17 protein-coding genes, 1 tRNA gene and 1 pseudogene are annotated in these 26,257 nt (G+C 73.1%); 5 read left to right on the top strand and 14 right to left on the bottom strand.

The features are described from left to right. The first annotated feature begins 166 nt into the window (after positions 1 to 166). On the top strand, positions 167 to 559 hold the full coding sequence (locus ACWCPI_RS31545) for an SCO5389 family protein (RefSeq protein WP_451041361.1): 393 nt from the start codon (positions 167 to 169) through the stop codon (positions 557 to 559). 41 nt (positions 560 to 600) lie between these two features. Here the strand turns inward: ACWCPI_RS31545 and fusA are convergent, their stop codons facing one another. After that, entirely contained in the window at positions 601 to 2,649 is a 2,049-nt protein-coding gene (gene fusA, locus ACWCPI_RS31540; RefSeq protein WP_451041360.1) for an elongation factor G, read from the bottom strand. Positions 2,650 to 3,413: 764 nt separating this feature from the next. Here fusA and lanKC point away from each other — a divergent pair. The 4 genes from lanKC to ACWCPI_RS31520 all read left to right on the top strand — a co-directional run bounded on the left by lanKC (position 3,414) and on the right by ACWCPI_RS31520 (position 10,457). After that, a complete protein-coding gene (gene lanKC, locus ACWCPI_RS31535; protein ID WP_451041359.1) occupies positions 3,414 to 6,026 on the top strand; it encodes a class III lanthionine synthetase LanKC in 2,613 nt (870 codons plus the stop codon). Positions 6,027 to 6,032: 6 nt separating this feature from the next. Beyond that, positions 6,033 to 6,158, top strand: a complete 126-nt coding sequence (locus ACWCPI_RS31530) for a SapB/AmfS family lanthipeptide (RefSeq protein WP_388808011.1) — start codon at positions 6,033 to 6,035, stop codon at positions 6,156 to 6,158. Between the two features lie 73 nt (positions 6,159 to 6,231). After that, positions 6,232 to 8,037 carry an ABC transporter ATP-binding protein gene (locus ACWCPI_RS31525; protein ID WP_451041358.1) on the top strand — a complete coding sequence of 602 codons (1,806 nt, stop codon included), beginning with the start codon at positions 6,232 to 6,234 and terminating at the stop codon, positions 8,035 to 8,037. After that, the gene (locus ACWCPI_RS31520) at positions 8,034 to 10,457 is read left to right on the top strand and encodes an ATP-binding cassette domain-containing protein (protein ID WP_451041357.1); all 2,424 of its coding nucleotides are present in this window, start codon (positions 8,034 to 8,036) and stop codon (positions 10,455 to 10,457) included. Before ACWCPI_RS31525 ends, ACWCPI_RS31520 begins: the two co-directional genes overlap by 4 nt. Before the next feature lie 83 nt (positions 10,458 to 10,540). On the opposite strand, the gene ACWCPI_RS31515 is transcribed toward ACWCPI_RS31520, so the two are convergent. The 13 genes and pseudogenes from ACWCPI_RS31515 to ACWCPI_RS31455 form a co-directional block, all read right to left on the bottom strand. After that, complete coding sequence (locus ACWCPI_RS31515; protein ID WP_451041356.1) at positions 10,541 to 11,149, bottom strand: LuxR C-terminal-related transcriptional regulator; 609 nt, start codon at positions 11,147 to 11,149, stop codon at positions 10,541 to 10,543. Positions 11,150 to 11,370: 221 nt separating this feature from the next. Further along, a tRNA-Leu gene (locus ACWCPI_RS31510) sits at positions 11,371 to 11,455 on the bottom strand. 493 nt (positions 11,456 to 11,948) lie between these two features. Further along, positions 11,949 to 13,025 carry a sugar phosphate isomerase/epimerase family protein gene (locus tag ACWCPI_RS31505; protein WP_451041355.1) on the bottom strand — a complete coding sequence of 359 codons (1,077 nt, stop codon included), beginning with the start codon at positions 13,023 to 13,025 and terminating at the stop codon, positions 11,949 to 11,951. 115 nt (positions 13,026 to 13,140) lie between these two features. Continuing rightward, positions 13,141 to 14,544, bottom strand: a complete 1,404-nt coding sequence (locus ACWCPI_RS31500; RefSeq protein WP_451041354.1) for an alkaline phosphatase family protein — start codon at positions 14,542 to 14,544, stop codon at positions 13,141 to 13,143. Then, positions 14,541 to 15,743: a metabolite traffic protein EboE gene (eboE, locus tag ACWCPI_RS31495; protein ID WP_451041353.1), complete on the bottom strand. Its 1,203-nt coding sequence runs from the start codon at positions 15,741 to 15,743 to the stop codon at positions 14,541 to 14,543. The genes ACWCPI_RS31500 and eboE overlap by 4 nt, the downstream gene beginning before the upstream one ends. Positions 15,744 to 15,746: 3 nt before the next feature. Then, positions 15,747 to 16,691: a TatD family hydrolase gene (locus ACWCPI_RS31490; protein WP_451041352.1), complete on the bottom strand. Its 945-nt coding sequence runs from the start codon at positions 16,689 to 16,691 to the stop codon at positions 15,747 to 15,749. Then, on the bottom strand, positions 16,691 to 17,596 hold the full coding sequence (locus tag ACWCPI_RS31485) for an EboA domain-containing protein (RefSeq protein ID WP_451041351.1): 906 nt from the start codon (positions 17,594 to 17,596) through the stop codon (positions 16,691 to 16,693). Before ACWCPI_RS31485 ends, ACWCPI_RS31490 begins: the two co-directional genes overlap by 1 nt. After that, positions 17,593 to 18,618 (bottom strand): sugar phosphate isomerase/epimerase family protein, encoded by a 1,026-nt coding sequence (locus ACWCPI_RS31480; protein WP_451041350.1) that lies wholly within the window; start codon positions 18,616 to 18,618, stop codon positions 17,593 to 17,595. Before ACWCPI_RS31480 ends, ACWCPI_RS31485 begins: the two co-directional genes overlap by 4 nt. Continuing rightward, positions 18,615 to 19,682 carry an SCO3242 family prenyltransferase gene (locus ACWCPI_RS31475; RefSeq protein WP_451041349.1) on the bottom strand — a complete coding sequence of 356 codons (1,068 nt, stop codon included), beginning with the start codon at positions 19,680 to 19,682 and terminating at the stop codon, positions 18,615 to 18,617. The genes ACWCPI_RS31480 and ACWCPI_RS31475 overlap by 4 nt, the downstream gene beginning before the upstream one ends. A gap of 296 nt (positions 19,683 to 19,978) precedes the next feature. Next, positions 19,979 to 21,094 (bottom strand): annotated as a pseudogene (locus tag ACWCPI_RS31470) (inositol-3-phosphate synthase); the annotation flags it as partial. Between the two features lie 110 nt (positions 21,095 to 21,204). After that, positions 21,205 to 22,632, bottom strand: coding sequence for a ThuA domain-containing protein (locus ACWCPI_RS31465; RefSeq protein WP_451041423.1), 1,428 nt, complete (start codon positions 22,630 to 22,632; stop codon positions 21,205 to 21,207). 21 nt (positions 22,633 to 22,653) lie between these two features. After that, positions 22,654 to 25,161, bottom strand: coding sequence for a PQQ-dependent sugar dehydrogenase (locus ACWCPI_RS31460; RefSeq protein ID WP_451041348.1), 2,508 nt, complete (start codon positions 25,159 to 25,161; stop codon positions 22,654 to 22,656). An 83-nt stretch (positions 25,162 to 25,244) separates the two neighbouring features. Continuing rightward, a complete protein-coding gene (locus ACWCPI_RS31455; protein ID WP_451041347.1) occupies positions 25,245 to 26,243 on the bottom strand; it encodes a sugar phosphate isomerase/epimerase family protein in 999 nt (332 codons plus the stop codon). Positions 26,244 to 26,257 lie beyond the last annotated feature (14 nt).

The raw sequence follows: 26,257 nt of genomic DNA, 5'->3' as shown, positions 1-26,257 counted from the left end.
GCACCTCCGTCATCCCCGCGACCGCCCTCCCGTCATCCCCCTGACCGTCCCCCCCCGTCATCCCCCTGACCGTCCCCTCGTCGCCCCCTCACCGTCCCCTCGTCCTCCCGTCGTCGTCCCCTGACCGCCCTCTCGCGGCCCTCTCACCGAACAGGAACCCACAGACATGTCCCTCGACGTCTCCCCCGAGCTCCTCGCCGAAGCCGAACACGGTGACATCCGCGAGGAGGACTTCGTGGACACGGTCCGCACCTCGCTGCCGTACGCCTACGACCTGATCGCCTCCCTGGCCACCGAACTGCGCGACGGAACGGCCGAGTTCACCGACAACCAGACCCCTCCCCCGTCGGAGCGGGAACGCGGCCAACTCCTGCGCGCCCTCGCCAGCGACGCCATCCGTGGCAGCCTGGAACGGCACTTCGGCATCACCCTCGCCTTCCAGAACTGCCACCGCGTGGCGGCGTTCCGGCCGCAGGCACGGGAGTCGCAGACGTACGCGCGGTTCACGTCCGTACGGTCACAGGTGCTGAACCAGTCCCCGGAGTTCCGGGACTGCTGATCCCGCCGGGCGGCCCCGCCGAGGAGGGGCCGCCCGTCGGGCTACCGCGCCCCGGACGTCACCGGCGCCGCCGCGTACCCGGTGGGCCGGGCCGTGAACGTCCCGCGCCCCTGCGTCCGGCTGCGCAACCGTGTCGCGTAGCCGAACAGTTCGGCCAGCGGTACCGTCGCCGTCACGATCGACGCGCCCGCCCGCACCGCCGAGCCCGTCACCCGGCCCCGGCGTGCGGACAGGTCACCGAGGACGGTGCCGACCGCGTCCTCGGGCACGGTGACCGTGACCTCGACGACCGGCTCCAGGAGGACCATCGCGCAGCTGCGCAGGGCCTCGCGCAGACCGAGCCGGCCCGCCGTGCGGAACGCCGTGTCGGAGGAGTCCTTCACATGGGTCGCCCCGTCGGTGAGGGTGACGCGCAGGCCGGTCACCGGGTGACCGCCGAGCGGGCCCTCGGCCAGGGCGTCGCGGCAGCCGGCCTCCACGGCACGGACGTACTCCTGCGGTACGCGACCGCCGACGACGGCCGAGCGGAACTCGAAGCCGGATCCCGCCGCCAGCGGTTCCACGTCGAGGACGACATGCGCGAACTGCCCGGCGCCACCGTCCTGTTTGACGTGCCGGAAGACGAAGCCGGACACCCCGCGGCCGACCGTCTCCCGGTAGGAGACCCGGGGGCGGCCGACGTTGACGTCCAGCCCGGCGTCCCGGCGGATCTTCTCCACGGCCACCTCCAGATGCAGTTCGCCCAGGCCCGACAGGACCGTCTGCCCGGTCTCGGCGTCGGTCCGCACGACCAGCGACGGGTCCTCCTCCGCCAGCCGCGCCAGCGCCGAGGCCAGCCGGCCGGTGTCGGTGGACCTGCGCGCCTCGACCGCCACGGACACCACGGGATCGGCCACACCGGGCGGTTCGAGGACGAGCGGGGCGTCCGGCGCGCAGAGGGTGGCCCCCGGGCGCGCCGACTTCAGGCCGACGACGGCCACGATGTCACCGGCGACCGCCCGGTCGACCTGGGCGTGGCGGTCGGCCTGCACGCGCAGGATCCGGCCGATCCGCTCGCTGCGTCCCGTGCCCGCGTCCAGCACGGTGTCTCCCTTCTCCATCGTTCCCGCGTACACCCGCAGGAAGGTGAGCCGTCCTGTCTGCGCCGCGCTCACCTTGAACGCCAGCGCCGCGAACGGTGCCGCCGGGTCGGCGGGCCGCTCTTCCTCGGTGCCGTCGCCGAGGCCGCGCACGGCCGGCACGTCGAGCGGCGAGGGCAGATATGCCACCACCGCGTCGAGCAACGGCTCGATCCCGCGGTTGCGGTAGGCCGAGCCGCACAGCACGACCACGCCCTCACCGCTGCCGGTCAGGTCACGCAGCGCGGTCGCGAGGGTCTGCGGCGAAACCGTGGACCGCGCGCAGAACTCCTCCAGCGCGCCGGGGTGCAGTTCGGCCACCGACTCCTCCAGGAGCCGGCGACGCCGGTGGGCCTGCGCCCGCAACTCCTCCGGCACCGGCTGCTCCACGGCCGTGTCGGCGCCGTCGGCCCAAACCAGCGCCCGCATCCGTACGAGGTCCACGACTCCACGGAAGGCGTCCTCGGCACCGATGGGCAACTGCACCACCAGCGGCGCCGGGTGGAGCCGTTCCCGGATGGAGTCGACCGCCGTGTCGAGGTCGGCTCCGGCGCGGTCCAGCTTGTTGACGAACGCGATCCTCGGCACGCCGTGCCGGTCGGCCTGCCGCCACACCGACTCGCTCTGCGGCTCGACCCCCGCGACGGCGTCGAACACCGCGACCGCGCCGTCCAGGACACGCAGCGAACGCTCCACCTCGTCGGCGAAGTCGACGTGCCCGGGGGTGTCGATGAGGTTGATCCGGTGGCCGTCCCAGGCGCAGCTGACCGCCGCCGCGAAGATGGTGATGCCGCGATCGCGCTCCTGGGGATCGAAGTCGGTGACGGTGGTGCCGTCGTGGACCTCGCCGCGCTTGTGGGTGGTGCCGGTGGCGTACAGGATCCGCTCGGTGACGGTGGTCTTGCCGGCGTCGACGTGGGCGAGGATGCCGAGATTGCGGACGACGGCGAGGGTGCTGGGGTTGGTGCGCACGGCCCTTGGCCTTTCGGGTGTTCCGGAAACGGAAAGGGGTCAGCGCGATTCCCGGACGTCACGGTGGCGCACGTGTGCCTCCCCCGCCACACCGTCAGATCGGCGAAGATGGCGGGGAGTCGACGTGTTCGGGCGCTCTCAGATGCTCGTCACGGGCATCCGGTGCCGGCCGCGCAGCGGGCACCGGGCGGACGAGGACACGAGGATCACCTCGTAGCCGCAGGGGGAGACGACGGCAGCGGTGCTGACACGCATGGCCCGGCTCCCCTCGACTCGTCATGGCGACGCGCCGCCGGGTGGTGGCGGCGCGTGATGATGCGGTGAGTCTAGGGAGCGGGGCCGGGTACGGGCACGCGATTTTCGCGGCGGCGCTGCCGAAGCGGGGGCCGCCTGGGTCGTGTCGACCGTGATGGCCGGACCCACGGCGGACGGACCGCGGGCCGCCTCGCGGACGGTGGAGTGCGTTCCCCTGTCGGGGCGGGGCCGGCGGAGGGTGACGACGCGAGAGGCACCCGACCCGGCCCGGCCGGGCTGTTTCGGGTGTGCCGTCCGCACAGACGGACCGTGTGAATCTCATGGCCTTCCGGTGACAGACGATCGATGCCCGCGGTCCTCTGGTCTGCCATCGTGAGAGATGAAAGGCGCAGGCCAGGCGGCCGCACCGGCTCGTCTGCCCGTGCTGCGCCACGGCCCGGTCCCGCGACGAGGCACCGCCGACAAGGAGAGCGCGACCGAACCGGAGCGCGCCCGACTGGAGGCTTTCCGTGGACAAGCGGTACGAGGTGTACTGCCTCACCCACCCGCATTTCTACGACACGCCGTCCCACGGTAGGACGCGTGGCCACTTCCGTCAGACGTCGCTCCCCGCCCCCGCGTCGTGGACGCGCACGGAACTCGGCGACTGGGTGGTCCTCCGGCCCGCCGGTACGACCCTCCCGCCCCAGGGGTGGAAGATCCATGTCTCGGCCTGCCTGGACGACGCGCAGAAGGTCCTGGACGCGGTGTGGGACTACTGCGTACCGCGCCGTATCGCCTTCAAGTTCCTTCCGGCGCGGCAGACCCTGTTCCTCGCCAACGCGAAGTACGCGCACCGCGGGTCCAGCGGGAAGTTCGTGACCGTCTATCCCCGGGACGAGGCGCAGTGCGAGCGCGTGCTCAGAGAGCTGGGCACCGTCCTCGACGGCTTGCCTGGGCCGTACATCCTCAGCGACCTGCGCTGGGGGAGGGGTCCGCTCTACGTGCGGTACGGGGGCTTCGCCGACCGGCACTGCGTGTCCGCCGACGGGGTCGTGGAGCAGGCGCTGGAGGATCCCTCCGGCCGGCTGGTGCCGGACGTGCGCGGCCCCACCTTCCAGGTGCCCCCGTGGGTGCGGCTGCCGGCCTTCCTCGAACCGCACCTCGCCGAGCGGCAGCGGACCACGGTCGCCGACCTGCCGTACCGCATCGAGAAGGCGCTGCACTTCTCCAACGGCGGTGGTCTGTACGCCGCGGTGGACACCCGCAGCGAGGAGCGGGTGGTCCTCAAGGAGGCACGGCCCCACGCGGGACTCACCCCGGACGGCGCGGACGCCGTCACCCGGCTGGGACGGGAACGGGCGGCCCTGGAACGGCTGCGGGGCCTCCCCTGTGTTCCCGCCCTGCGCGATCACTTCGAACTGGGCGGACACCACTTCGTCGTCGAGGAGTTCATCGAGGGCACCCCCCTGCACACGCTGTTCGTCCAGCGCTACCCGCTCGCCGCGCTGGACCCGGCCCCGGCCGACTTCGCGGCCTACACCTCCTGGGCCCTCGACGTGTTCCGGCAGGTGGAGGAGGCGGTCGCCGCGGTCCACGACCGGGGCGTCGTGATGGGCGACGTCCACACGTTCAACATCCTGGTCCGCCCCGAAGGCGACGTCGTCCTCATCGACTTCGAGGGAGCCTCGGACGTGGCCGACGCACAGCAGCAGGTTCTGGCAGCCCCGGGCTTTCTCGCCCCGAAGGGCGTCACCGGCTTCGACATCGACCGGCACGCGCTGGCCTGTCTGCGGCTCTCCCTGTTCATGCCGCTCACCGGGCTCATCGAGCTGGACGACGGCAAGGCGGGCCAGCTCGCCAGGGAAGCCGCACGGCTGTTCCCCGTCCCCGGCCCGTTCCTGGACGCGGCCGTCCGCACGGTGACCGGTGACGGCGGTATGTACGCCGGGGCGGACGACGAGCCCCGGCTGGAACCCGACCGGTCCGGCTGGCTGAGCGCCCGGGAGTCGATCAGCGCCGCCGTCCTGGCCGCCGCCACTCCCGAGCGCGACGACCGGCTCTTCCCCGGCGACATCGAGCAGTTCGCCACCCCGGGCGGTGGCCTCGGCATGGCCCACGGCGCGGCGGGCGTGCTGTACGCGCTGGACGTTGCGGGAGCCGGACGCCACCCCGGCCACGAGGACTGGCTGATCCGGCATGCGCTCCACCCGGAGTCCGGCACCCGGCTCGGGCTCTACGACGGCCTGCACGGCGTCGCCTTCGTGCTCGATCACCTCGGGCACCACGAGGAGGCCGTCAAGGTCCTCGACATGTGCCTGGGCGAGCGCTGGGAGAGCCTGGCCCTGGACCTCAAGGGCGGCCTGTCCGGTATCGGGCTCGACCTGCTCCACTTCGCGACCACCACCGGCGACGCGGCCTGCCGTGACGCCGCCCTGCGCGTGGCGCAGTCGGTCGCCGACCGCCTGGGTCCGGTCGACGCCGTACCGCGGATCAGCGGCGGCACCCACCCGAGAGCCGGGCTGATGTACGGGTCGTCCGGCCCCGCGCTGATGTTCCTGCGCCTGTACGACCACAGCGGCGACCCGGCGCTCCTCGACCTGGCCGCCACCGCACTGCGCCAGGACCTGCGCCGCTGCGTCGTGCGCGAGGAGGTGTCGATGGAGGTGAACGAGGGCTGGCGCACCATGCCCTATCTCGCCGACGGCAGCGTGGGCATCGGCATGGTCCTCGACGACTACCTGGCCCACCGCGCGGACGACCGGTTCGCGTCCGCCGCTGAGACGATCCGCAGGGCGGCCAGGGCCTCGTTCTACATCGAACCCGGGCTCTTCGACGGCATCGCCGGGATGATCCTCCACCTCAGCCGTGCGCACCCGCCCGGCACGGCGGCCGAGCGGGACCCCGTGGTCGCCGGCCATGTGCGCCGTCTGTCCCGCCACGCCTGTGTGCTGGACGGCCGTCTGGCCTTCCCCGGCGAACAACTGATGCGGCTGTCCATGGACCTGGCCACCGGAGGCGCGGGGGTGCTGCTCGCGCTGGCCGCCGCCCTGCACCCCCGGCCCGCCGGGCTGCCGTTCCTGACGCCGGGCCTGCCCGCCCATGACCTCCCCGTCCCCACAGAAGTACGAGAGAGGAGGTGAAGAGCGATGTCGCTCCTCGAACTGCAGGGTCTGACCATCGAGTCGGAGTCCGGTTACCGTCCGCCGCCCGGCAGTAGGGCAAGCAAGGGCTGTGGCGGTGGAATCAGCTTCCTCAGCCTGCTGCTCTGCTAGCTGAGCCCACACGGCGGGGGCACGTAGGCGCCCCCGCCCCGTTCGTCGAACCGTACGACCCCGGGAGCAGCCGGTGGACCGACGCGCGGCGGACCGTCTGCTGCTGGCGACGGTCCGGCGGGGCGGTGCCTGGGGCGGGGTCCAGGCCGTCACGGCCCTCCTGCTGGCAGGCGTCTACGTCGCCCTGCCCGCGGTGACGGGCCGCACCGTCGACGCCGTGCTCGGTCGCGGCGACACGGCACTGTGGCTGACCCTGTCCGCCGTCACCGTCGCCCTGCTGGTGGTGTGCGACGCCGTGGACGACTACGCCGGAGCCGTGGCCAACGCCCACTCCACGGCGTGGCTGCGGCACACCCTGCTCGGCCGGGTCCTCGACCTGGGCGCCCCCGCCACCCGCCGCTACACCCCGGGCGACCTGGTGGCCCGTCTGGTGGGCAACACCGCGCGGGCCGGCAGCGCCCCGTCGGGACTGGTGTGGGCGGTCACCGAACTGGTGCCCCCGGTCGGGGCCGTGGTCGCCCTGGCCCTCATCGACCCCTGGCTGTGCCTCACCTTCGTGGCCGGGCTGCCGCTGATCGTGCTCATGGTCCGCGCCTTCGTCCGCGACGTGTCCGACCTCAACGACCGCTACTTCGCCGTGCAGGGCGGCATCGCCTCCCGGCTCGTGGACGCCCTCACCGGGATCCGTACCATCACGGCGGCCGGGACCGTGGCCCAGGAGGCCGAGCGCGTGCTGCGGCCGCTGCCCGAACTGCACCGCCACGGCCTGGGCATGTGGCGCGCGTACGCCAGGGTCTCCGCGCGGGACGCGGCGATCGTCCCCCTGCTGGAGGTGGCGGTGCTCGCGGTGGCCGGCTGGGAACTCGCCCGGGGGCGCATCACACCGGGGCAGATGCTCGCCGCCGGCGGGTACGTGCTCCTTGCCACCGGCGTGAGTTCGCTGGTGGCGTCGGTGCACCGGCTGGCGTTCGCCCGCGCCACCGCGGGACGGGTCGCCGAGGTGCTGGACGAACCGACGGCGGCGTACGGCACCGCAACGCTGCCGTCCGGGGGCGGGCGGCTGGAGTTCCGCGGGGTCACGGTACGCACCGCCGAGGGCGGCTCCGCGCTGGACGGCATCGGCCTCGACCTGCCTTCGGGGGCGCTGACGGCGGTCGTCGGACGCTCCGGGGCGGGCAAGTCCCTGCTGGCCGCGCTGGCGGGGCGGCTGGCCGACCCGGAGGAGGGCGAGATACGGCTCGACGGGGTGCCGTTGCGTGACCTGGAGCGGGCGGAGCTGCGGCGGGCCGTCGCGTACGGCTTCGAACGCCCGGTGCTGCTGGGCGACACCTTCGCCGAGGCGATCGGCTTCGGGCCGCGCACGCCGGAAGACGGGGAGGTGCGCGCGGCGGCCACCGCGGCACGCGCCGACGGGTTCCTGCGGACCATGCCCGAGGGGTACGGCACCCGGCTCGCCGCCGCCCCGCTGTCCGGTGGCGAGATCCAACGCGTGGGGCTGGCCCGCGCGTTCGCCCAGTCCGCCCCGTACGGCCGCCTCCTGGTCCTGGACGACGTGACGGCCAGCCTCGACACCGTCACCGAGCACCACATCCGCCAGGCCCTCACCGGCACCGGCCCGCTCGCCCACCGCACCCGGCTGGTCGTCACCCACCGAGCCTCCACGGCCTCCCGCGCGGACGTCGTCGTCTGGCTGGACGCGGGGCGGGTGCGGGGGGTGGGGACGCATCGGGAGCTGTGGGCTCAGGAGGGGTATCGGGCGGTGTTCCGGCCGGAGCCCGGCGTCGACGGGCGGACGCGGCCGGTCCCTGATCCGCACACGGACGTACCGTCGAAACGGGCCCGGGGGCCGGCACCGCAGCGCGACGGAGGCATGCCGTGAGCCCCGGGCCGGGGCTCCTGCTGCGCTCCACGCTGCGCACGCGGCGCCGGGAGTTCGTACGGCTCTCCGGCTGGTCCCTGGTCGAGGCGGTCCCCGCGCTGCTGTCCGGCTGGCTGGTCGCCCGCGCCGTCGACGACGGGTTCCTCGCCGACCGCACCGCCGAGGGCTTCGGCTGGCTCGGCCTGCTGGCCTGCGCCGTTCTCGTCGGCGCCTGGGGCACCCGGCAGGCCACGCTCCGGCTCGCCGGGGTCGTCGAGCCGTTCCGCGACGACCTGGTAGCCCTCGCCACCACCGGCACACTGCGCCGCTCCGCGCGCCTCGGGCAGACCGTCGACACGGCGGGCGTGGCACGCCTGACCGAGCAGGTGGAGATCGCCCGCGAGTCGTACGGGGCGGTCGTGATGTTCGTGCAGAGCTTCGCGGTCACGGCGGTCAGCGTGCTGCTCGGGCTGGCCGCACTGGATCCGGCCTTCCTGCTGTTCGTCGTACCGCCCCTGGTCGCAGGACTCGTGCTCTTCCTGCTGGCCCTGCGGGCGATGGCGGCCCGGCAGCGGGCCGTGGTCCTCGCCGACGAGGCCATCGCCGAGCAGGTGAGCCGGGTGGCCGGCGGGCTGCGGGACGTGACGGCCTGCGGTGCCGAGGACCTCGTGCGGCGTCGGGTCGGCGCCCGCATCGACGAGGCGGCGCGCGCGGCCCGCGCCCTGGCCCGGCTGACCGCCTTGCGCACGGCCGCACTCGGCGTCGGCGGCTGGCTGCCCCTCGTGCTCATCCTGGCCGGGGCGCCCTGGCTGGTACGGGGCGGGCTGAGCGCCGGCGCGATCCTGGGCGCCCTGACCTACGTGGCCCAGAGCCTGCAGCCGGCCCTGCGAGGCTTCGTGCAGGGACTCGGCGGCAGCGGGCTGTGGTTGCTGGTCACGGTCGGCCGGATCCTGCAGGCGGCAGGTGGGGAGGCGGCGGGGGCGGCCGGACCGGCAGGAGGAACGGCAGCGGGAACGGGGGCGGGGCAGAAGGCCGGACGGGCAGGAGGAACGGCAGCGGGAACGGGGGCGGGGCAGAAGGCCGGACGGGCAGGAGGAACGGCAGCGGGAACGGGGGCGGGGCAGAAGGCCGGACGGGCAGGGGGATCGGGAGCGGCGCGGGCGGCCGGAGAGGCCGGACGGGCCGGCGGATCGGGAGCGGCGCGGGCGGCCGGAGAGGCCGGACGGGCCGGCGGATCGGGAGCGGCGCGGGCGGTCGGAGAGGCCGGACGGGCCGGCGGATCGGGAGCGGCGCGGGCGGCCGGAGAGGCCGGGAGCCCTGGGGCGGCAGTGACGGTCCAAGACGCCGGGAGCCCTGGGACGGAGGCAGCCGGAGGGGCCGGGAGCCCCGGGGCGGCGGCGGAAGCGTCCGGAGGCGACGGACGAACCACGGCGGCGGAAGCACCCGGGGAGGAAATGGGCCGCGGGGCGGCGGAGGCGGTCGGCGGAGTCGACGCGCCGCACGTGGTGGGGGCGCCCGGGAGGGCGGGTGGCGCGTCCCGAGGGGCGGCGGAGGCGGTCGGCGGAGTCGACGCGCCGCACGTGGCGGAGGCGCCCGGGAGGGCGGGGGGCGCGTCCCGAGGGGCGGGGCCTCGTGCGGCGGACGCGTCCCGGGCAGCGGCGGTGGGCGGCACATATCCCTCGGACGGCAGCGTCGAGCTGCGCGGTGTCACCTTCGCCTACGCCCCCTCCGCCGATCCGGTCGTCGACGACCTCGACCTCGCCCTCCCCACCGGCACGCACCTGGCGGTCGTCGGCCCGAGTGGCGCGGGCAAGTCCACACTCGCCGCGCTCATCGCGGGCGTGCTCGAACCGCGGGCCGGCCAGGTTCTCCTGGGCGGTGTCCCGGCCCGGTCCCTGGACACCGGCCGGCTGGCCCGCTCACGCGTGCTGATCCCGCAGGAGGCGTACGTCTTCGCCGGGACCCTGCACGAGAACCTCGCCTACCTCCACCCGACGGCCACGCGGGCCGACCTGGACACGGCGGTCGATGCCATCGGTGCCGCGGAGCTCGTGGCACGCCTCGGCGGCTACGAGGCATCTCTCAACCCCGCCCTGCTCTCCGCCGGTGAACGTCAGCTGATCGCCCTCGTCCGCGCCCTGCTGCCGCCCGCCCCGCTGGTGCTGCTGGACGAGGCCACCTGCCATCTCGACCCGGCAGCCGAGGCACTCGCCGAACGTGCGTTCGCCATCCGTCCCGCCACGCTGATCGTGTGCGCGCACCGCATCAGCTCCGCCCTGCGCGCCGACCTCGTCCTCGTCATGGACGGCCCCCGCTGCCGCCTGGGCACCCACGACCGGTTGCTGGCCGACTGCGCCCTCTACCGTGACCTGATCGGCCACTGGGACCGGGCGGCCCAGGCCGCTCCGGACGCCGCCGCGGGGTTCCGGGTCCTCGGCTGAGCCGCGGGCCTTCACGGCGCACGCGCACGAGAACCTGTGCCATCGCCCGGCGACCACCCGCCCCACATCAGGAGGACCGGGCGCTACAGCCAGCCCGACTCCCTGGCGATGCGGATCGCGTCGATGCGGTTGCGGGCCCCGGTCTTCCTGGAGACGGCGTTGAGATGGTTGCGCACCGTCCCCACGCACAGCGACAGCCGGTCGGCGATCTCACTCGTCGGCGTGCCGTCCGCCGCCAGCCGCAGCACCTCCAGTTCCCTGCCGGTCAGCGGGTTCTCCGTCGAGGAGAGCGCCAGCAGGGCGAGCCCGGGGTCGATGAACCGCTGGCCCGACGCCACCTGGCGGATCCCTTGGGGCAACAGGTCGCAGGGGCTGTTCCTGCCGATGAGGCCCGCGACCCGACGGGCCAGCGCCCGCCGCAGGTAGTCGGGGGTGGCCGAGCCGACGACCAGCATGGTCCGGCACTCCGGCAACCGCGCGGCGAGCTCCAGGGAGGTGCACAGCGCGTCGTCGTCGGCGCCGTCGACGTCGATGACGACCACGTCGGGCCGGTACGACAGAGCCTGCGACACCGTGTGGCGGTGCTCCGCTGACCCCGGGACGACTTCGATGTCCTTCTCCCGGGTCAGCAGGGCCGCGAGTGCCCCGCGCACCAGGTCTGCCTCCTCGACGAGAAGAACACGGATCAACATCGCTCCTGCCCGGCCGGCCAGCGGCCTCCAGACCTCATACGCCCCCGGCTGCTCCGACGACGCCTTCCCGAAGTATCTGCACCCGTATACCCGTATACCCATATACCCGTATGACCGGTTTGCCCCACTCGCTCGCCGCCCTGCCCCCGGGAAGGCCGACGAAAAACAGCGATGCGGGCCGAGGAGAACCTCGACCCGCTTACTGGGATGATCTGTATCTGTGTCCGAGGGGGGACTTGAACCCCCACGCCCGATAAAGGGCACTAGCACCTCAAGCTAGCGCGTCTGCCATTCCGCCACCCGGACTAGGTGTCTGCCGCCTGACCGGGGGCGTTCCCCGCGGCGACATGGACAACAATACCAAGGTTTCGGAGTGCCCTTCACCTGCATATCCGCCCCCCTGGGACGGACCGACGGGAGCCCGGGGCCGGGCCCCGGCGGGTCTGCACCTGGAGTAACCGAACGGTCACCCGGAGGTGGGGGGCGGCCTGCCTCCGCCAGTGAGGGGTGCGGGTGGCGCCTCCGGACCTGCGGGGCGCCACCAAGCGTCGTCACGGCATGAGGTGGTGGTCCGGGAGGTTCCGGGGCGAGGAGGCCGGCTTCGATCGCCCTCGACCCGCAACCGCTCGGCGAGGACACGGTCTGAGACGACGGCAGTTCCGTGACGCGGAAAACGCGTGGCCCGCACACGCACCGGACCGACGGCGGCGCCGTGTCCCAGCGCCGGTCCCGCGCGCATCTCGTGAGGAGGCCCTCCCCGCCTCGGGGGAGGGCCTCGTCACATCACGGGCAGGTCTGATCAGCACTTCTCCCGCAGCGAGTGCAGGTGCTCGCTCGAACGGCGTGCGAACGTGAAGGACTCGCTCGGGTTGTCGTGCTCCGCCTGCCAGTGGTGGGCGAACCGGTGTCCGCGCAACCTGGTCACGGCCGAGATGAACCGCTGGTAGTCGATGTCTCCGTCGCCCACGTCGACCATGCGGTAGCCGTAGGTGCCGGCCGGGTCGCTCACGCCGTCCTTGACGTGGAAGAGCGGGTAGCGGTGCGGCTGCTTCAGTACGTAGTCCAGGGGCTCGAAGGGGGCGGAGGAGCCGTCGGGCCGCTTGGAGAAGCGGAACTGGCCCGAGTACGCCCAGTAGATGTCCATCTCCAGGTAGACGAGGTCCGGGTCGGTCTCTCGGAGCAGGACGTCGTAGAGGCGGACCTTGGGGTTGTCGCTGGCGAAGGAGAACTCCTCGGAGTGGTTGTGCTGGTAGAACTTCATGCCCCGCGCCTTCGCCGCCGCCCCGTAGGTGTTGAACTCCTCGGCGGCACGCTTCCAGGCGTCCACGGTGGAGCCGTAGCGGAACGGCCCGGACGCGGTCCCTATGTGCTTCAGGCCCAGGGCCTCGGCGTCGTCGAGGACCTTGGTGAGGTTCTGCGCGAAGGTGTAGGCGCCCGGGTCGTCGGAGTAGTAGCCGACGTGGCTGCCGATCGGGTTCAGCCCGTGATCGCGTGCCAGGCGCCTGAGCCGGGCGAGGGTGATCGGGCCGGCCGATCCCTGCGTGTAGCCGGCGAATTCGACCTCGTCGTAGCCGTACTTCTCCAGTTCGGCGAAGACGGCGGCGAAGCCGAGCGTGGAGACCTTGTCGCGCAGGCTGTACAGCTGGATTCCGAGGCGGCCGGGCGGAAGGACGGGGCGGCCCCGGCCGACGCCACGGGAGGCGGTGTCGGCCGCGGGGGCGGCGGTCGCGGGGGCGGCGGTCGCGGGGGCGGCGGTCGCGGGGGCCGTGGCCGCGCCCACCAGCGCGGCGGCCGTGGCGCCCGCGGCCACGCCGAGCATGCCTCGTCTGCTGAGGCGGTGGGCGAGTTCGGGGTCGGGCTGGGAAAAGCGGCTCATGCCTGGAACTCCTTGGGATGGGGGGCCGTTGTCAGTGGTGGGTGCTCTACTGGTGACCAGTCGGAGGAGACGGGTCGACAGGGCCGGGCGGCAAAGGTGTACCGGTCGTGACCGGTCAGCCGAGACCGGCGAGTTGGAGCAGCAGTGACTTCACATCGGTGGCCGCGACGCGGTCGCCGACAGCGCGGGGGGTGGAGCAGATGAGGAGCGGACCGTCGTCGTCGCTCGCAGGGAGGCGGCCGTGGCTGCCGCGAATAGGTGACGGGTCCAGGGGCACGACCGCCATGCGGTAACGCATGCCGAGTTTCTTGCGCGCCAGCGCGGTCGCGGCCTTGACCTTGACGTAGGGGTCGAGGGGATCCATGAAGAGCTCGACCGGGTCGTAGCCGGGTTTGCGGTGGATCTCGACGAGTCGCGCGAAGTCGGGCGCGCGGGCGTCGTCGAGCCAGTAGTAGTACGTGAACCAGGCGTCCGGCTCCGCGACGGCGATCAGCTCGCCGGAGCGCGGGTGGTCGAGATGGTGGGCCTTCTTGCCTTCGTCGTCGAGGAGTTGATCGATTCCGGGCAGTCCGTCCAGGGCCGCTCGGGCCGCGTCGAGGTCTTCCGGTCGGCGTACGTAGACATGGGCGATCTGGTGGTCGGCGACGGCGAAGGCGCGTGACGCCATCGGGTCCAGATACTCCATGCCGTCCTGGGTGTGCACCTCCAGCAGGCCTGCCCGCCGCAGGGCCCGGTTGATGTCGACGGGCCGGTGGACGCGGGTGATGCCGTACTCGGACAGCGCGACGACGGTCCGGCCCTCGGTACGTGCGTCGTCCAGCAGCGGGGCCAGGGCGGCGTCCAGGTCGGTGGCCGCCTTCAGTGAGCGCGGGTCGTCGGGGCCGAAGCGCTGCAGGTCGTAGTCGAGATGAGGGAGGTAGCACAGGGTCAGGTCGGGATGCCGGGTGCGGTTGACGTGCCGGGTCGCGTCGATGATCCAGCGGCTGGACACGAGGTCCGCGCGGGGGCCCCAGAAGTGGAAGAGCGGGAAGGTCCCGAATTTCTCGGTGAGTTCGTCGTGCAGGGCGGGCGGGCGCGTGTAGCAGTCGGGTTCCTTGCGGCCGTCGGAGTAGTAGATCGGACGGGGGGTGACGGTGATGTCGGTGTCGGCGCCCATGGCGTACCACCAGCAGATGTTGGCGACGGTGTAGCCGGGGTGTGCGCGGCGGGCGGCGTCCCACAGTTTGTCGCCGGCGACCAGTCCGTTGTGCTGGCGCCACAGGAGTACGTCGCCGAGGTCACGGAAGTACCAGCCGTTGCCGACGATGCCGTGCTCCGACGGATGGGTGCCGGTCAGGAAGGTGGACTGGGCGGCGCAGGTGACGGCGGGCAGCACGGTGCCGAGCGGCGCGCGGGAGCCGGTCCGGGCGAGGGTCTTGAGGTGGGGCATGTGGTCGAGGAGACGGGGGGTGAGGCCGACGACGTCGAGGACCAGGAGCGGGGTGGGGCCGTCGCCGGGATCCCTCCGGTGGGTGCTCATGGCAGCTCCTTCAGGCCGAGGTCGGTCAACAGGTCGCGGGCGAGGGTGAGTTCGGCGGCGATGCCGTCGGCCAGCTGATGGCGGCCCCGGGGGCGCAGTTCGGGCGGCAGGGCCTGCCAGGTGTAGGTCTCCACCTCCAGGTGGGTGGTGAGCGGGTGCGGGCCGCCGACGAGCCGGGTCAGTGCGGCCTTGAGGACGGCGAGGGTGGAGGTGAGGGGTGCGGCGGGAGCCGCGTGGAGCGGGACGTGGAAGTGGGCGCGCCATGGGGAGCCGTCGGGCAGGGTGTCGGCCTTGAGCGCCTCACCGAGGTCGTCGGTGCCGTGCAGGCCGGCGGCGGAGCTCCCTCCCGCTCGGTCGGGGTCGAGCGTGGAGGAGGTCCGGGTCTGGTGCAGGAAGCGGGGTTCGTCGAAGGCCGCCAGTGCCTCGCGGACCTCGGGAAGGTGAGGCTGTTCGGCGTGCAGGGCGGCTGAGAGCTGGGACTTGACGACGGGGACCCGGGCTTCGGTGAGCGCGTCCAGGGCGGTGTGCGGGTCTTCGAAGGAGGTGGCGAGGTGGCAGGTGTCGACGCAGATGCCGATGCGGTCGTGGCCGATCGCGGTGAGTGGGGCGATGGCGTCGCCGGTGGTCTCGACGACGCACCCGGGTTCGGGTTCGAGGCCGACGCGGATGTCGCGTCCGGTCAACTCCTGCAGGGTGTCGAGGCGTTCGGCGAGGGTGCGCAGGGCGGTGCGGGCGGTGTCCGCGCGGCCGTCGTCACAGGCGGTGCGCCAGGCGAGGGGCAGGGTGGAGATGCTGCCCCGGGTGACGTCGTCGGGGAGGAGATGGGCGAGGACGCGGGCCAGGGCGGTCGTGTGGTCGAGGCGTTCGGGGTCGGCCCAGTCGGGCTTGTAGACGCGGTACTTGACCTCTTCGGCGCCGAACCCCTCATAGGGGAAGCCGTTGAGGGTGACGACCTCGAGGCCGCGCCGGTCGAGCTCGGTGCGCAGGCCGCGCAGAGCGGAAGGGTCGCAGACGAGGGCGTGCGCGGCGTCCTTGGCGAGCCACAGGCCGATGCCGAGGCGGTCGCGGCCGAGGCGCCTGCGGACGGGTTCGCAGTGGTCGCGGAGTTGGGCGAGGACACCGTCGAGGGTCTCGGCCGGGTGGACGTTGGTGCAGTAGGCGAGGTGGACGGTGGAGCCGTCGGGGTGGCGGAAGCGCATGGCTCACGCCCCCGGGGCGGGGTCGGGCGCAGGGTCGTCCCGCCGTCCGGTCGCGCCGGACGGTCTTCCGGGCCCGTCCGGAGGCGTCGCGGCGGGCTCCTCAGGGCTGCCACGCAGGATGGAGTTGCCCTCATGGGTCGCCCGGGGGTCCGTGACGTCGAGGGTGAGACGGCCGCTGAGGCCGTAGAAGGCGACGGGGTTGCGCCACAGCACCTGGTCGACGTCGTCCTCACCGAAGCCCTCGGCCAGCATCAGGTCGGCGACCTTGCGGATCTTCAGGGGGTCGCTCCTGCCCCAGTCGGCGGCGGAGTTGACGAGCACCTGCTCGGTCCCATAGGCGCGCAGGATCGCCACCATCCGCTCCTCGTCCATCTTGGTGTCGGGATAGACGGAGAAGCCCAGCCAGCAACCGCTGTCCTTGGCCTCCTTGACCGTCGTCTCGTTGAGATGGTCGACGAGGACGTGGTCCGGGGGCAGCGCGGACTCCCGGACGACATCGAGGGTGCGGCGCAGTCCGGCCGGCTTGTCGCGGTGCGGGGTGTGGACCAACGCGGGCAGCTCGTGATCGGCCGCGAGCTGGAGCTGGGCGGCGAGGGCGGCGTCCTCGGCGGGGGTCATCGAGTCGTAGCCGATCTCGCCGACGGCGACCACCCGGTCCTTGATGAGATAGCGCGGCAGTTCGTCGAGGACGGGGACACAGCGGGGGTCGTTCGCCTCCTTGGGGTTGAGGGCGAGCGTGCAGTGGTGGGCGATGCCGTACTGGGCGGCGCGGAAGGGCTCCCAGCCGAGCAGGGAGTCGAAGTAGTCGAGGAAGGAGGCGGGAGAGGTGCGGGGCTGGCCGAGCCAGAAGGAGGGCTCGACGAGGGCGCGGACGCCGGCGGCGTACATGGCCTCGTAGTCGTCGGTGGTGCGCGACGTCATGTGGATGTGGGGGTCGAAGAGGCGCATCAGGACTCCTTGCCGTCGGTTCCGCGGCTGCCGCACGGGGCGGCGGGCGCGGGTGGGGTGGCCGCGGGGTCGGTGAGGGCCAGGACACGGTGCAGGTCTTCGGGTACGGGTCGGCCTGCGGCGGTGCGTTCGGCGGCGTAGTCGGCGAGCATCCGGGCGAGTTCCGCGTCGTGGTGGGCGCGGCGGCCCAGGTCGCTCACGGTCTCTACGGGCACCCCCGTGAACAGGCACTTCAGTACGGCGTGCCGCCACTGGTGGGCGTCGAGGTGCCGGGCGGCATAAGGGCCGACGGCAGCGGTGAGGAGCCGGGTGTCGTTGGTACGCAGGGCGTCCTCGACGAGCGGCAGTGCTTGCGGGCCGGGCACGAGGTGCGGCAGGGCGTGCAGGACGGCGCGGCGTTCGTCGGCGGTGCCCTGGGCGTAGACCCGGGCGAGGGCGTCCGGGTCGGGCCGGGCCGCGTGCAGGATGAGGACACGGGCGGCGTCGGCGTGGTCCGGGCCGCAGCGGCGGCCGGCTTCCGCGATGCGCAGCTCCCAGACGGAGATGGGTCCGTGCGTGCCGGGGTGCGTGGCGGCCTCGTCGAGGGCCCTGTCGAGCCAGCCGCGGGCTGAGGCGCCGAGGCGCGCGGTGAGGTGGCCGCGCAGTTCGGCGAGCGAGGTGTGGGCGGATGGGGTGCGGGAGGAGACAGGGAAGGTGGTGGTGGGCTGGGCGTTCGGCGCGCCCTCGGTATCGGCCGGGCCGCCGTCGGGACGCGGGAGGGCCGTCGTGGCCGGGTCACGACGTGCCTCGGGGTCGGCCTCGCCACCGGCTCCCGGGCCGGCCTCCCCGTCCTGCTGGAGGGAGAGGCTCGCGTGTCCCGGGGTGACCGCGCCCGGGGTGGCCGGGTTGGTGCGGGGTTGCGTCATGAGGTGCTCCCTTCAGGGGTGGCGGAGGGATCGCCGGGGGGCGGGGCGAGTACGGGTGATCGGGTAGCCGTGGCTTCGGCGTCGCGGAGGAACGGGAGGGAGAGCTCGGCGAAGTGAGGGCCCGCGTGGGAGTGGCGGGGCAGTTCGACGACGGTCAGTCCCTGATAGCCCGTGGCGGCGAGGGCGGCGAGCACGGGCGGGAAGTCGATCTCGCCTTCGCCGAAGGGCAGGTGTTCATGGACGTCGCGGCGCATGTCCTCGATCTGGACGTGACGCAGCCAGGGTGCGACGGCGCGTACGCAGTCGGCCGGAGGGAGGGGTTCGAGGCACTGGCAGTGGCCGATGTCGAGAGTCAGGCCGAGGTGTTCCGGGTCGCCGAGCGCTCGGCGGAGCCGGTGGAAGTCGGCGATGGTGGCGAGGAGGTGGCCCGGTTCGGGTTCGACGGCGAGGGGGACGCCCGCGGTGCCGGCAGCCTCCAGGACCGGGGAGAGGGCGCCGGCCAGGTGGTCCCACGCCGTCTCGGGAGGTGTTGCGGGAGGAGTGGTCCCGCTGAAGCAGTGGACGGCGTGGGCGCCGAGGTCGGCGGCGACGCGGACGGCGCGGATCAGCAGGTCGACGCGGCGGGCACGGTCGTCCGGGTCGGGGTCCAGCAGGGAGGGGCCGTGTTTGCGGCGAGGGTCGAGCACATAGCGGGCGCCGGTCTCCACGGTGACGTCCAGGCCGAGGGCGTCCAGCCGTCCCGCGAGGTGACGGGTGCGGGTGGCGAGGTCCGCGGCGAGGGGATCGAGGTGCATGTGGTCGAGGGTCAGGCCGACGCCGTCGTAGCCGAGGTCGGCGAGCAGGGCGAGGGCGTCGTCGAGGCGGAGGTCGGCGAGGCCGTTGGTGCCGTAGCCGAAGCGGAGCGGGGTGACGGCGGGCGTCCCGGGGCCGGGAGGAGCGTGCCGGGGTCCGGTGCGGTGAAGGCCGCCGTCGGCTCTCGGGGTGTCGGGCGGGTTGGCCGGGGTGGTCGTCGGGTGGTTCATGTGACGCTCACCGTCCTTGCGAACCGTCTGCCGAGTGGGGCGAGACCGGCGACGAGCAGGGCGGTGAGGGCGGCTCCGGACCGGGCGGTCAGCGCGGCCTGCAGCGGGATCGTGGCGCGGATACCGCCGCCGACGGCTCGCTGGGTCAAAGGAGGTGACGGGTTGAGAGTGGCGTGGAGATAGGGGCGTGCGGCGGTGACGCCGTAGGCCGCCGCGAGGACCCTGGCCAGGGCGTCGGCAGGGGTGCGGCCGGTGGGGCCGCAGTCATGCCGGTGGCGGTGAGCGGGCGTGAGGGCGGCGTCCCTCGGGCCGACCGGGTTGAGGCCGTCCGGCCTGCGGTGAGCGGCCGCTGACGCGGCACCGTCGCCCCGGTCGTCCGGCAGACCGCGGGCGGCTGTTCCGCGAGCGCCCGCCGACGGTCGCGGGGGGCGTCGTGTCAGCAGTCCGCTCAGGAGGGCCGTCGTGGTCAGGGCCGCGAGGGGCGCCAGGGAGGAGCCGCCCTGCGTCTCCTGTCGGGACACCGTCGTGACGGCGAGGGCGTGCGTGCCGAGCAGCGCCGCGGACGGGAGGGCCTCGCGGGTGTGGCCGCTCGTGGCGGCGGCGCCGAGGAGGAGGTCCAGGGCACGGGCGGCCGCCATGGCCGCGGGGCCGGCGGGCGTGTGCTTGAGGGCGAGATCGTAGGCCCAGACCGTCGCCGCGAGCGGCACGGCGACGGCGAGCGCGGGGCGGCCGGCGCGGGCTGCGAGGGCCAGACCGGCACCGGTCAGCCCACAGGCGGCCGTGAAGGCGGAGACGGGGTGGACGCGCCCGGACGGGAGGGGGCGTTGCGGGCGCTCCATGGCGTCCTCCGTGCGGTCCGCCCAGTCGTTGAGGGCCATGCCGGCCTCGTACAGGCAGAGGGAGGAACCGATGGCGAGGAGAGTACGGCGGTCGGGACGCCCGGCGGTCGCGGCGGCGCCCGCGAGGGCGTCACCCGGGACCGTGAACACGGCGGGCAGCCGCAGCAGTTCGGCCCAGGCGCGCGCCCGCCGACGGCTCCCTGCCCCCGGGCCCTCCGGCCTCACCGCTGCTCCTCGGCAGGGCGCGCACCGTCACGCGCCCCCACCCCGCCCTCGCCGGCACACCCGCCGCCAACCTCGGCAGAACGCACACCGTCACGCGCCCCCGCCCCGCCCTCGTCGGCGCACCCGCCGCCAACCTCGGCAGAACGCACACCGTCACGCGCCCCCGCCCCGCCCTCGCCGGCGCACCCGCCGCCAACCTCGGCAGAACGCACACCGTCACGCGCCCCCGCCCCGCCCTCGCCGGCGCACCCGCCGCCGGGTCCCGCTGCGCCTTGCGGTGGCTCGGCTCCGACTCCCCGCAGCCGTTGCGCGAACCGCCCCAGGGCCGCGTACTGCTCCCCCAGCGCCGCGGGTCCCTCCCCCGCGGGGTCCTTGAAGTAGAAGCCGAGTTCGCCGAGCGGGCCGGACAGGCCCGTCTCGTGGGCCCGTGCGGTCAAGCGCGCCAGGTCGAGGACGAGAGGGGCGGCGAGGGAGGAGTCGCATCCCTGCCAGATGGTCTGGAGGATCATGCGGGTGCCGAGGAAGCCGTCGAAGGCCACGTGGTCCCACGCGGTCTTCCAGTCGCCAAGCACGGGGACGTCGTCGATGTGGACCTCGCCCTCCGGCGGTGTGACGAGGGTGTCGGCCAGCACCCGGTCCTTGCCGGCGTTCTTCGCCGCCGCGGCGGCCGGGTCGGCGAGGGCGGCGCCGTCGCCGCCGCCGAGGAGGTTGGTGCCGGACCAGGCGCGGACCGCCAGGGCCCGTTGCGTGAACATCGGGCCCAGCACGGACCGCAGCAAGGTCTGGCCCGTCTTGCCGTCGCGGCCCGCGTACGGCAGGCCGGCCGATGACCGCAGGGACGCCAGCGCCGGGTGGTCCAGCCCTGTCGAGGGAGTGAAGTTCACGTACGGGCAGCCCGCGCGCAGGGCGGCCGCCGCGTACAGCGAACTCGGGGGCAGGGCGGCGCCGGTGGGCGAGGGCTCGGTGGAGGCGACGTTCACCACGACCGCCCTGCTGAGCCCGCACCGCCGTACGAAGTCCTGGATGTCGGAGGCGAAGGCGGCGATCAGGGCGGACTCCTCGCGGGTGTCACCGGGGAGCGGGCCGCCGGGCCTTATCTCGCTGTCCGCGGCGGACAGTTCGGCCCGGACGGCCGTGGGCAGGCCCTGGGGCAGGACGCCTCCGGCCGCCAGGGCCTCCGCGCGTTTGGGCAGGGGGCAGCCGACCGTGTCGTGGCCGCCGAAGACGAGGGACGACAGCGGGGGCAGCCCGCTGTCCGCGAACATCGGCGCCTCGGTGACCAGGCCCGTCGGTGGGTGCAGGCCCGCGGTGACGGCGGCGCACCCGGCGACGACGGTCGTGGCGACGGAGCCGCGGGCCCCGATCAGCCAGACCCCTACGCGTGCGGCGGACGGCGAAACGGACGCGGACATGGCAGCCTCCTTGTCGGGCGTCGTACGGGAACCCCGGTGTGCCGGGCCTTGCGGGGCCCGGTGGGGTGAAGGCGACGGGCGGGAGTCCGGCGTCCCCCGCCCGCCACCGCTCAGTCGCCCTGCGAAGCCTCCGGTCCGGGGGCGGACCCGTCGGACCTGGCGGACCCGGCGTACGCGCCGGACCCGGTGGACTTCGTGGGCAGTTCCTTGATCCGGACGTCACGGAAGGACACCTCGTCGCCGGCTCCGTGGTTCTGGAGGCCGATGTGTCCGTCGGTGAGGCTCCGGGCCGGGTCGGTGTTGGTGAAGTCGTTGATCTTCACGCCGTTGAGATGGACGCGGAGGCGTTCGCCCTCCACGCGGATCTCGTACGTGTTCCACTCCCCCGGCGGGTTCAGCGCGCGGTCGCGCTTGGCGAGATCGGCGGACTTGAAGCCGTACACCGCTCCGGTGGTGCGGTCGGCGGCGTCGGTCGCGTCGATCTGGATCTCGTACCCGTTGTCGACGGCCGACCACGGATCGTCCGAGGGCGGGAAGCCCACGAACACACCGGAGTTGTCGTCGCCGGCCATCCTCCAGTCCAGCTTCAGGGAGTACGCCCCGAAGCTCGAAGCGGCGTACCAGAGCATCCCCATGCCGCCGGTCGACGTGAGGGTGCCGTCGCCGGCCAGGGCGAAGGAGCCCGGGCCCGCCTGACGCCAGTCCTGCAGCGAGGCGGCGGTGCCGTCGAAGAGCGGCCGGTAGCCGTTCTCGGGGCGGCAGTCGGCCTGGGCGTCGCCGATGGCCCAGCGGATTCCGCCGAGCAGGTGTTCACGGAACTTCGGCTCGGCGTAGGACTCCTTGGTGTGGCCGCCCCCGGTGTAGAAGGCGCGGCCGCCCTCGTAGTTCTGGCACCAGGCGATGGGATGGTCACCGTTCATGGTGCCGCCGGTGTAAGAGGACTCGTCGAGGGACGCGAGGACATGGGCCCTGTCCCGTGGGTTGGAGCGGTAGTTGTACCACTCGTCCGTGCGGTTCCAGGTCCGCGTCAGACCCGAGGTCGCCGGGTGGGCGTGGTCCTCGACGCGTACCGTGGCCGGCTGGATCGCCGGGTGCGACTGGAAGTAGGCGCCGGCGAGGCCGCCGTAGAACGCCCAGACGTACTCGGTGTCGGCGGCGGCGTGGATGCCGACGTAGGCGCCGCCGCGCCGGATGTAGCCCTCGAAGGCCCGCTGCTGGGCGGGGTCCAGAACGTCTCCGGTGGTGGACAGGAAGACGACGGCGGCGTAGCGGCGCAGGTTGGCGCCGGTGAAGGCCGCGGCGTCCTCCGTCGCGTCGACCGTGAAACCGCCGGTCTCGCCGAGCTGTTTCACCGCGGCGACGCCGTCGGGGATCGAGTCGTGGCGGAAGCCGGCCGTCTTGGAGAAGACCAGCACCCGTTCGGCCTGGTCGGCGGCCCGGGTGTCCTGCGAGTCCTGGGACGCGGCCGGTCCCGAGACGCAGCCGAGGAGCACGGCGGCTCCCATGACCGCCGTGGTGGTTCGTCCTGTGGGACGCATACGCATGCGCGGTTCCTCCTCTCAACCGGTCGTGAAGGTGAAGTCGTCCACGTCGAACAGCGCGCCCGTGCCGCTCCCCTTGAACACGAGGTGGAGCGTGGTCGTGCCCCCGGGTGCGCGGGACAGGTCGGCGCTGACGTCCTGGAAGGTTTCCCAGCCGCCGGTCACCGGCACCGTCGCCTTGCCGAGCAGGGTGCCCGTCGAGGACCCGGCACGGACCTCCAGCGTGCCGCCCGCGCCGCCGGAGGAGATACGCGCGGTGATCTTCTTCGCGTTGCTCAGGTGGTACGGCGTGAAGGAGATCCAGTCCCCGTTGTGGACGTTGCCGACGGTCCTGCCGCCGTGTGCGGTGGCCTTGGTGATGACCGAGACGCCGGAGCCGTTGCCGAAGTGCTCGGCCTGACGGTGCTTGGGCTGGGTGACGCTCTGGTCGTGTGTGGTGAGCGGGGCCTGGCCGCCGCCTCCGCCGTCGGTGTACTCGGCGTCCATGACGCCGAAGATGTTGGCGTCCTCGTCGTGGCCGCCGTCGGCGCTGGTCCGGATGGTGCCGGTGCAGCCGTTGGCCGAGGTCACGGGGTGACCGTGGCTGTCGTGGCCGAGGATGAAGGTGACCTTGACCTTCGCGCAGTCGATGGTCCCGTCCTCGGGATCGCTGACCCGCACCTTGAACGGGATCGCGTCACCGAAGCTGAACAGCTGGCCGTCGCGGGGGAGTTCCAGCGTCACCTTCGGCGCGGTGTTGCCGACCACGATCTGCACGCTCGCACTGCCGGTGCGGCCCGAGGGGTCCTTGGCGGTGAGGGTCGCGGTGTAGGTGCCGTTCTTCCTGTAGCGGTACGACGGGTTCGCCTGGGTCGACTTGCCGCCGTCGCCGAAGTCCCAGCTGTAGGTCAGCGTGTCGCCGTCCTGGTCGGTGCTGCCCTCGGAGGAGAACTGCACCCTCAGCGGCGCCTGGCCGGACGTCCTGCTCGCCGCGGCCTGCGCCACGGGAGAGTGACCGTCGGTGGCGTTCTCGATGCGGTAGAGGCCCGAGTTCTCGTCGCCGCCGAACCAGGCGGTGCCGTAGTCGAGGACGTACAGTGCCCCGTCCGGGCCGAAGGCCATGTCCATGATCTGGGTGCCGGTCCACGGTACGTCGTTGATCGACTGCACGGTGCCGCCGTCGTCGCTGACGATCCGCTTGATCCAGCGGCGGCCGAACTCACCGGCGAAGAAGTTGCCGTCGTAGGCCTCGGGGAACTTCACCGGCGAGTCGAGCGAGGCGTCGTAGCGGTAGACGGGGCCGCCCATCGGGGACTCGGAGCCGGTGCCGAACTCGGGCACGGAACCACCGTCGTACGGGATCCAGGCGGCCTGCGCCGGGGGGAGGTCGGTCAGGCCGGTGTTGTTCGGCGAGGTGTTCTTCGGGGCGGCACAGTCGAAGGCGGCACCCGACTGGCCGGTGGCGAAGTCGTGGTCGACGTAGGCGTCGTTGTCGCCCGTGCAGTACGGCCACCCGTAGTTGCCGGGGCCGGTGACGCGGGCGAACTCGACCTGGCCTGCCGGGCCGCGTGCCGGGTCGGCGGCGCCGGCGTCGGGACCGTAGTCGCCGACATAGAGGATCCCGGTCTTCTTGTCGACGCTGAAGCGGAACGGGTTGCGGAAGCCCATCGCGTAGATCTCGGGGCGCGTCTTGTCCGTGCCGGGTGCGAAGAGGTTGCCGTCGGGGATCGAGTACGAGCCGTCGGCGTTCACCTTGATGCGCAGGATCTTGCCGCGCAGGTCGTTGGTGTTGCCGGAGGAGCGCTGGGCGTCGAAGGCCGGGTTGCGGTTCGCGCGCTCGTCGATCGGGGTGAAGCCGTCCGACTGGAACGGATTGGTGTCGTCGCCCGTCGACAGGTACAGGTTGCCCGCCGCGTCGAAGTCGATGTCACCGCCGACATGGCAGCACAGGCCGCGGGAGGCGGGGATGTCGAGGATCTTCTTCTCGCTGGCGGCGTCCAGTGTTCCGTCGGTCTTCAGGACGAAACGGGAGAGGCGGTTGACGCCGTCGAAGGGGGCGAAGTCGGCCGCCGTCCCGGTCGCGGGGGCGTCGCCCGCGGGGGTGTCGAGCGGGGGTGCGTAGTAGAGGTAGATGAAGCGGTTCTCGGCGAATCCGGGGTCGACGCCGACGCCCTGCAGGCCCTCCTCGTCGTGCGTGTACACCGGGAGCTTGCCCGCGAGCCTGGTGTTGCCGGCCGCGTCGGTGAGGCGCAGTTCGCCGTCGCGGGAGGTGTGCAGGACCGAGCGGTCCGGCAGGACGGCGAGCGACATGGGCTCGCCGACCTCCGGCTCGCCCTTGGCGAGGGTGACCTGCTGGAAGTCCTCGGCAGCCGCGGCAGCGGCGGCGCTCTCGTCGGCGACGGCCGCGCCGGCCCGGGGGGCGGTGAAGGTGAGGGTGGCGCCCGCCAGCAAGGTGCCGCTGAGCAGCGCCACCGTCTTGCGGAAGGACAGCCGTCGTCTGTGGGTCTCGTTTCTGTCGGTGCTGGTGGTGCGGTCGTTCCCGTGCACGAGTGCCTCCAGAATGGGGCCGGTTGTACGGGCGGGTGCGTGCGCCGGGATGCGCCGTCATCCCGGACCGGTGAGAAGCGGGGTCAGTTGCCGAACGCCGCGTCGAAGGAGGCCGACGGCGGTTCGAAGTCGTAGGCCTTGAGGCGGGTCAGCGCCTCGGGGGCGCCCTGGAGCCGGTCCATGCCGGCGTCCTCCCACTCGACGGAGACCGGGCCCTGGTAGCCGATGGAGCGCAGCATCCGGAAGACGTCCTCCCAGGGGACGTCCCCGTGCCCGGCCGACACGAAGTCCCAGCCCCGACGCGGGTCGCCCCACGGCAGGTGGGAACCGAGGCGGCCGTTACGGCCGTCGAGGCGCTTGCGGGCCTCCTTGCAGTCGACGTGGTAGATCCGGTCGCGGAAGTCCCACAGGAAGCCGACCGGGTCGAGGTCCTGCCACACGAAGTGCGAGGGGTCGAAGTTCAGCCCGAAGGCAGGACGGTTGCCTACGGCCTCCAGGGCGCGCCGGGTCGTCCAGTAGTCGTAGGCGATCTCGCTCGGGTGGACCTCGTGTGCGAACCGCACGCCCTGCGCGTCGAAGACGTCCAGGATGGGGTTCCAGCGCTCGGCGAAGTCGTCGTAGCCGCGTTCGATCATCGACTCGGGTGCGGGCGGGAACATCGCGACCAGGTGCCAGATGGCGGAGCCGGTGAAGCCGATCACGGTGTCGACGCCGAAGGCGGCAGCGGCGCGTGCGGTGTCCTTCATACGGTTCGCGGCGCGCTGCCGCACCCCTTCCGGATCTCCGTCGCCCCACACCTCGCCCGGCAGGATGGCCCGGTGGCGCTCGTCGATGATGGCGTCGCAGACGGCCTGGCCGACCAGGTGGTTGGAGATGGCCCAGCACTTGAGGCCGTACTTGTCGAGGAGCTGGTGCCTCGACTCCACGTACGAGGGGTCACCGAGTGCCTTGTCGACCTCGAAGTGGTCGCCCCAGCAGGCGAGTTCGAGTCCGTCGTAGCCGAAGTCGCGGGCGAGCCGGCAGACCTCCTCCAGCGGCAGGTCGGCCCACTGACCGGTGAACAGCGTGAACGTGCGGGGCATGCGCGTCAGCCTCC

It is taken from the genome of Streptomyces sp. NPDC001920, from assembly GCF_053594495.1.
This window is presented reverse-complemented; position numbering and strand designations above follow the sequence as displayed.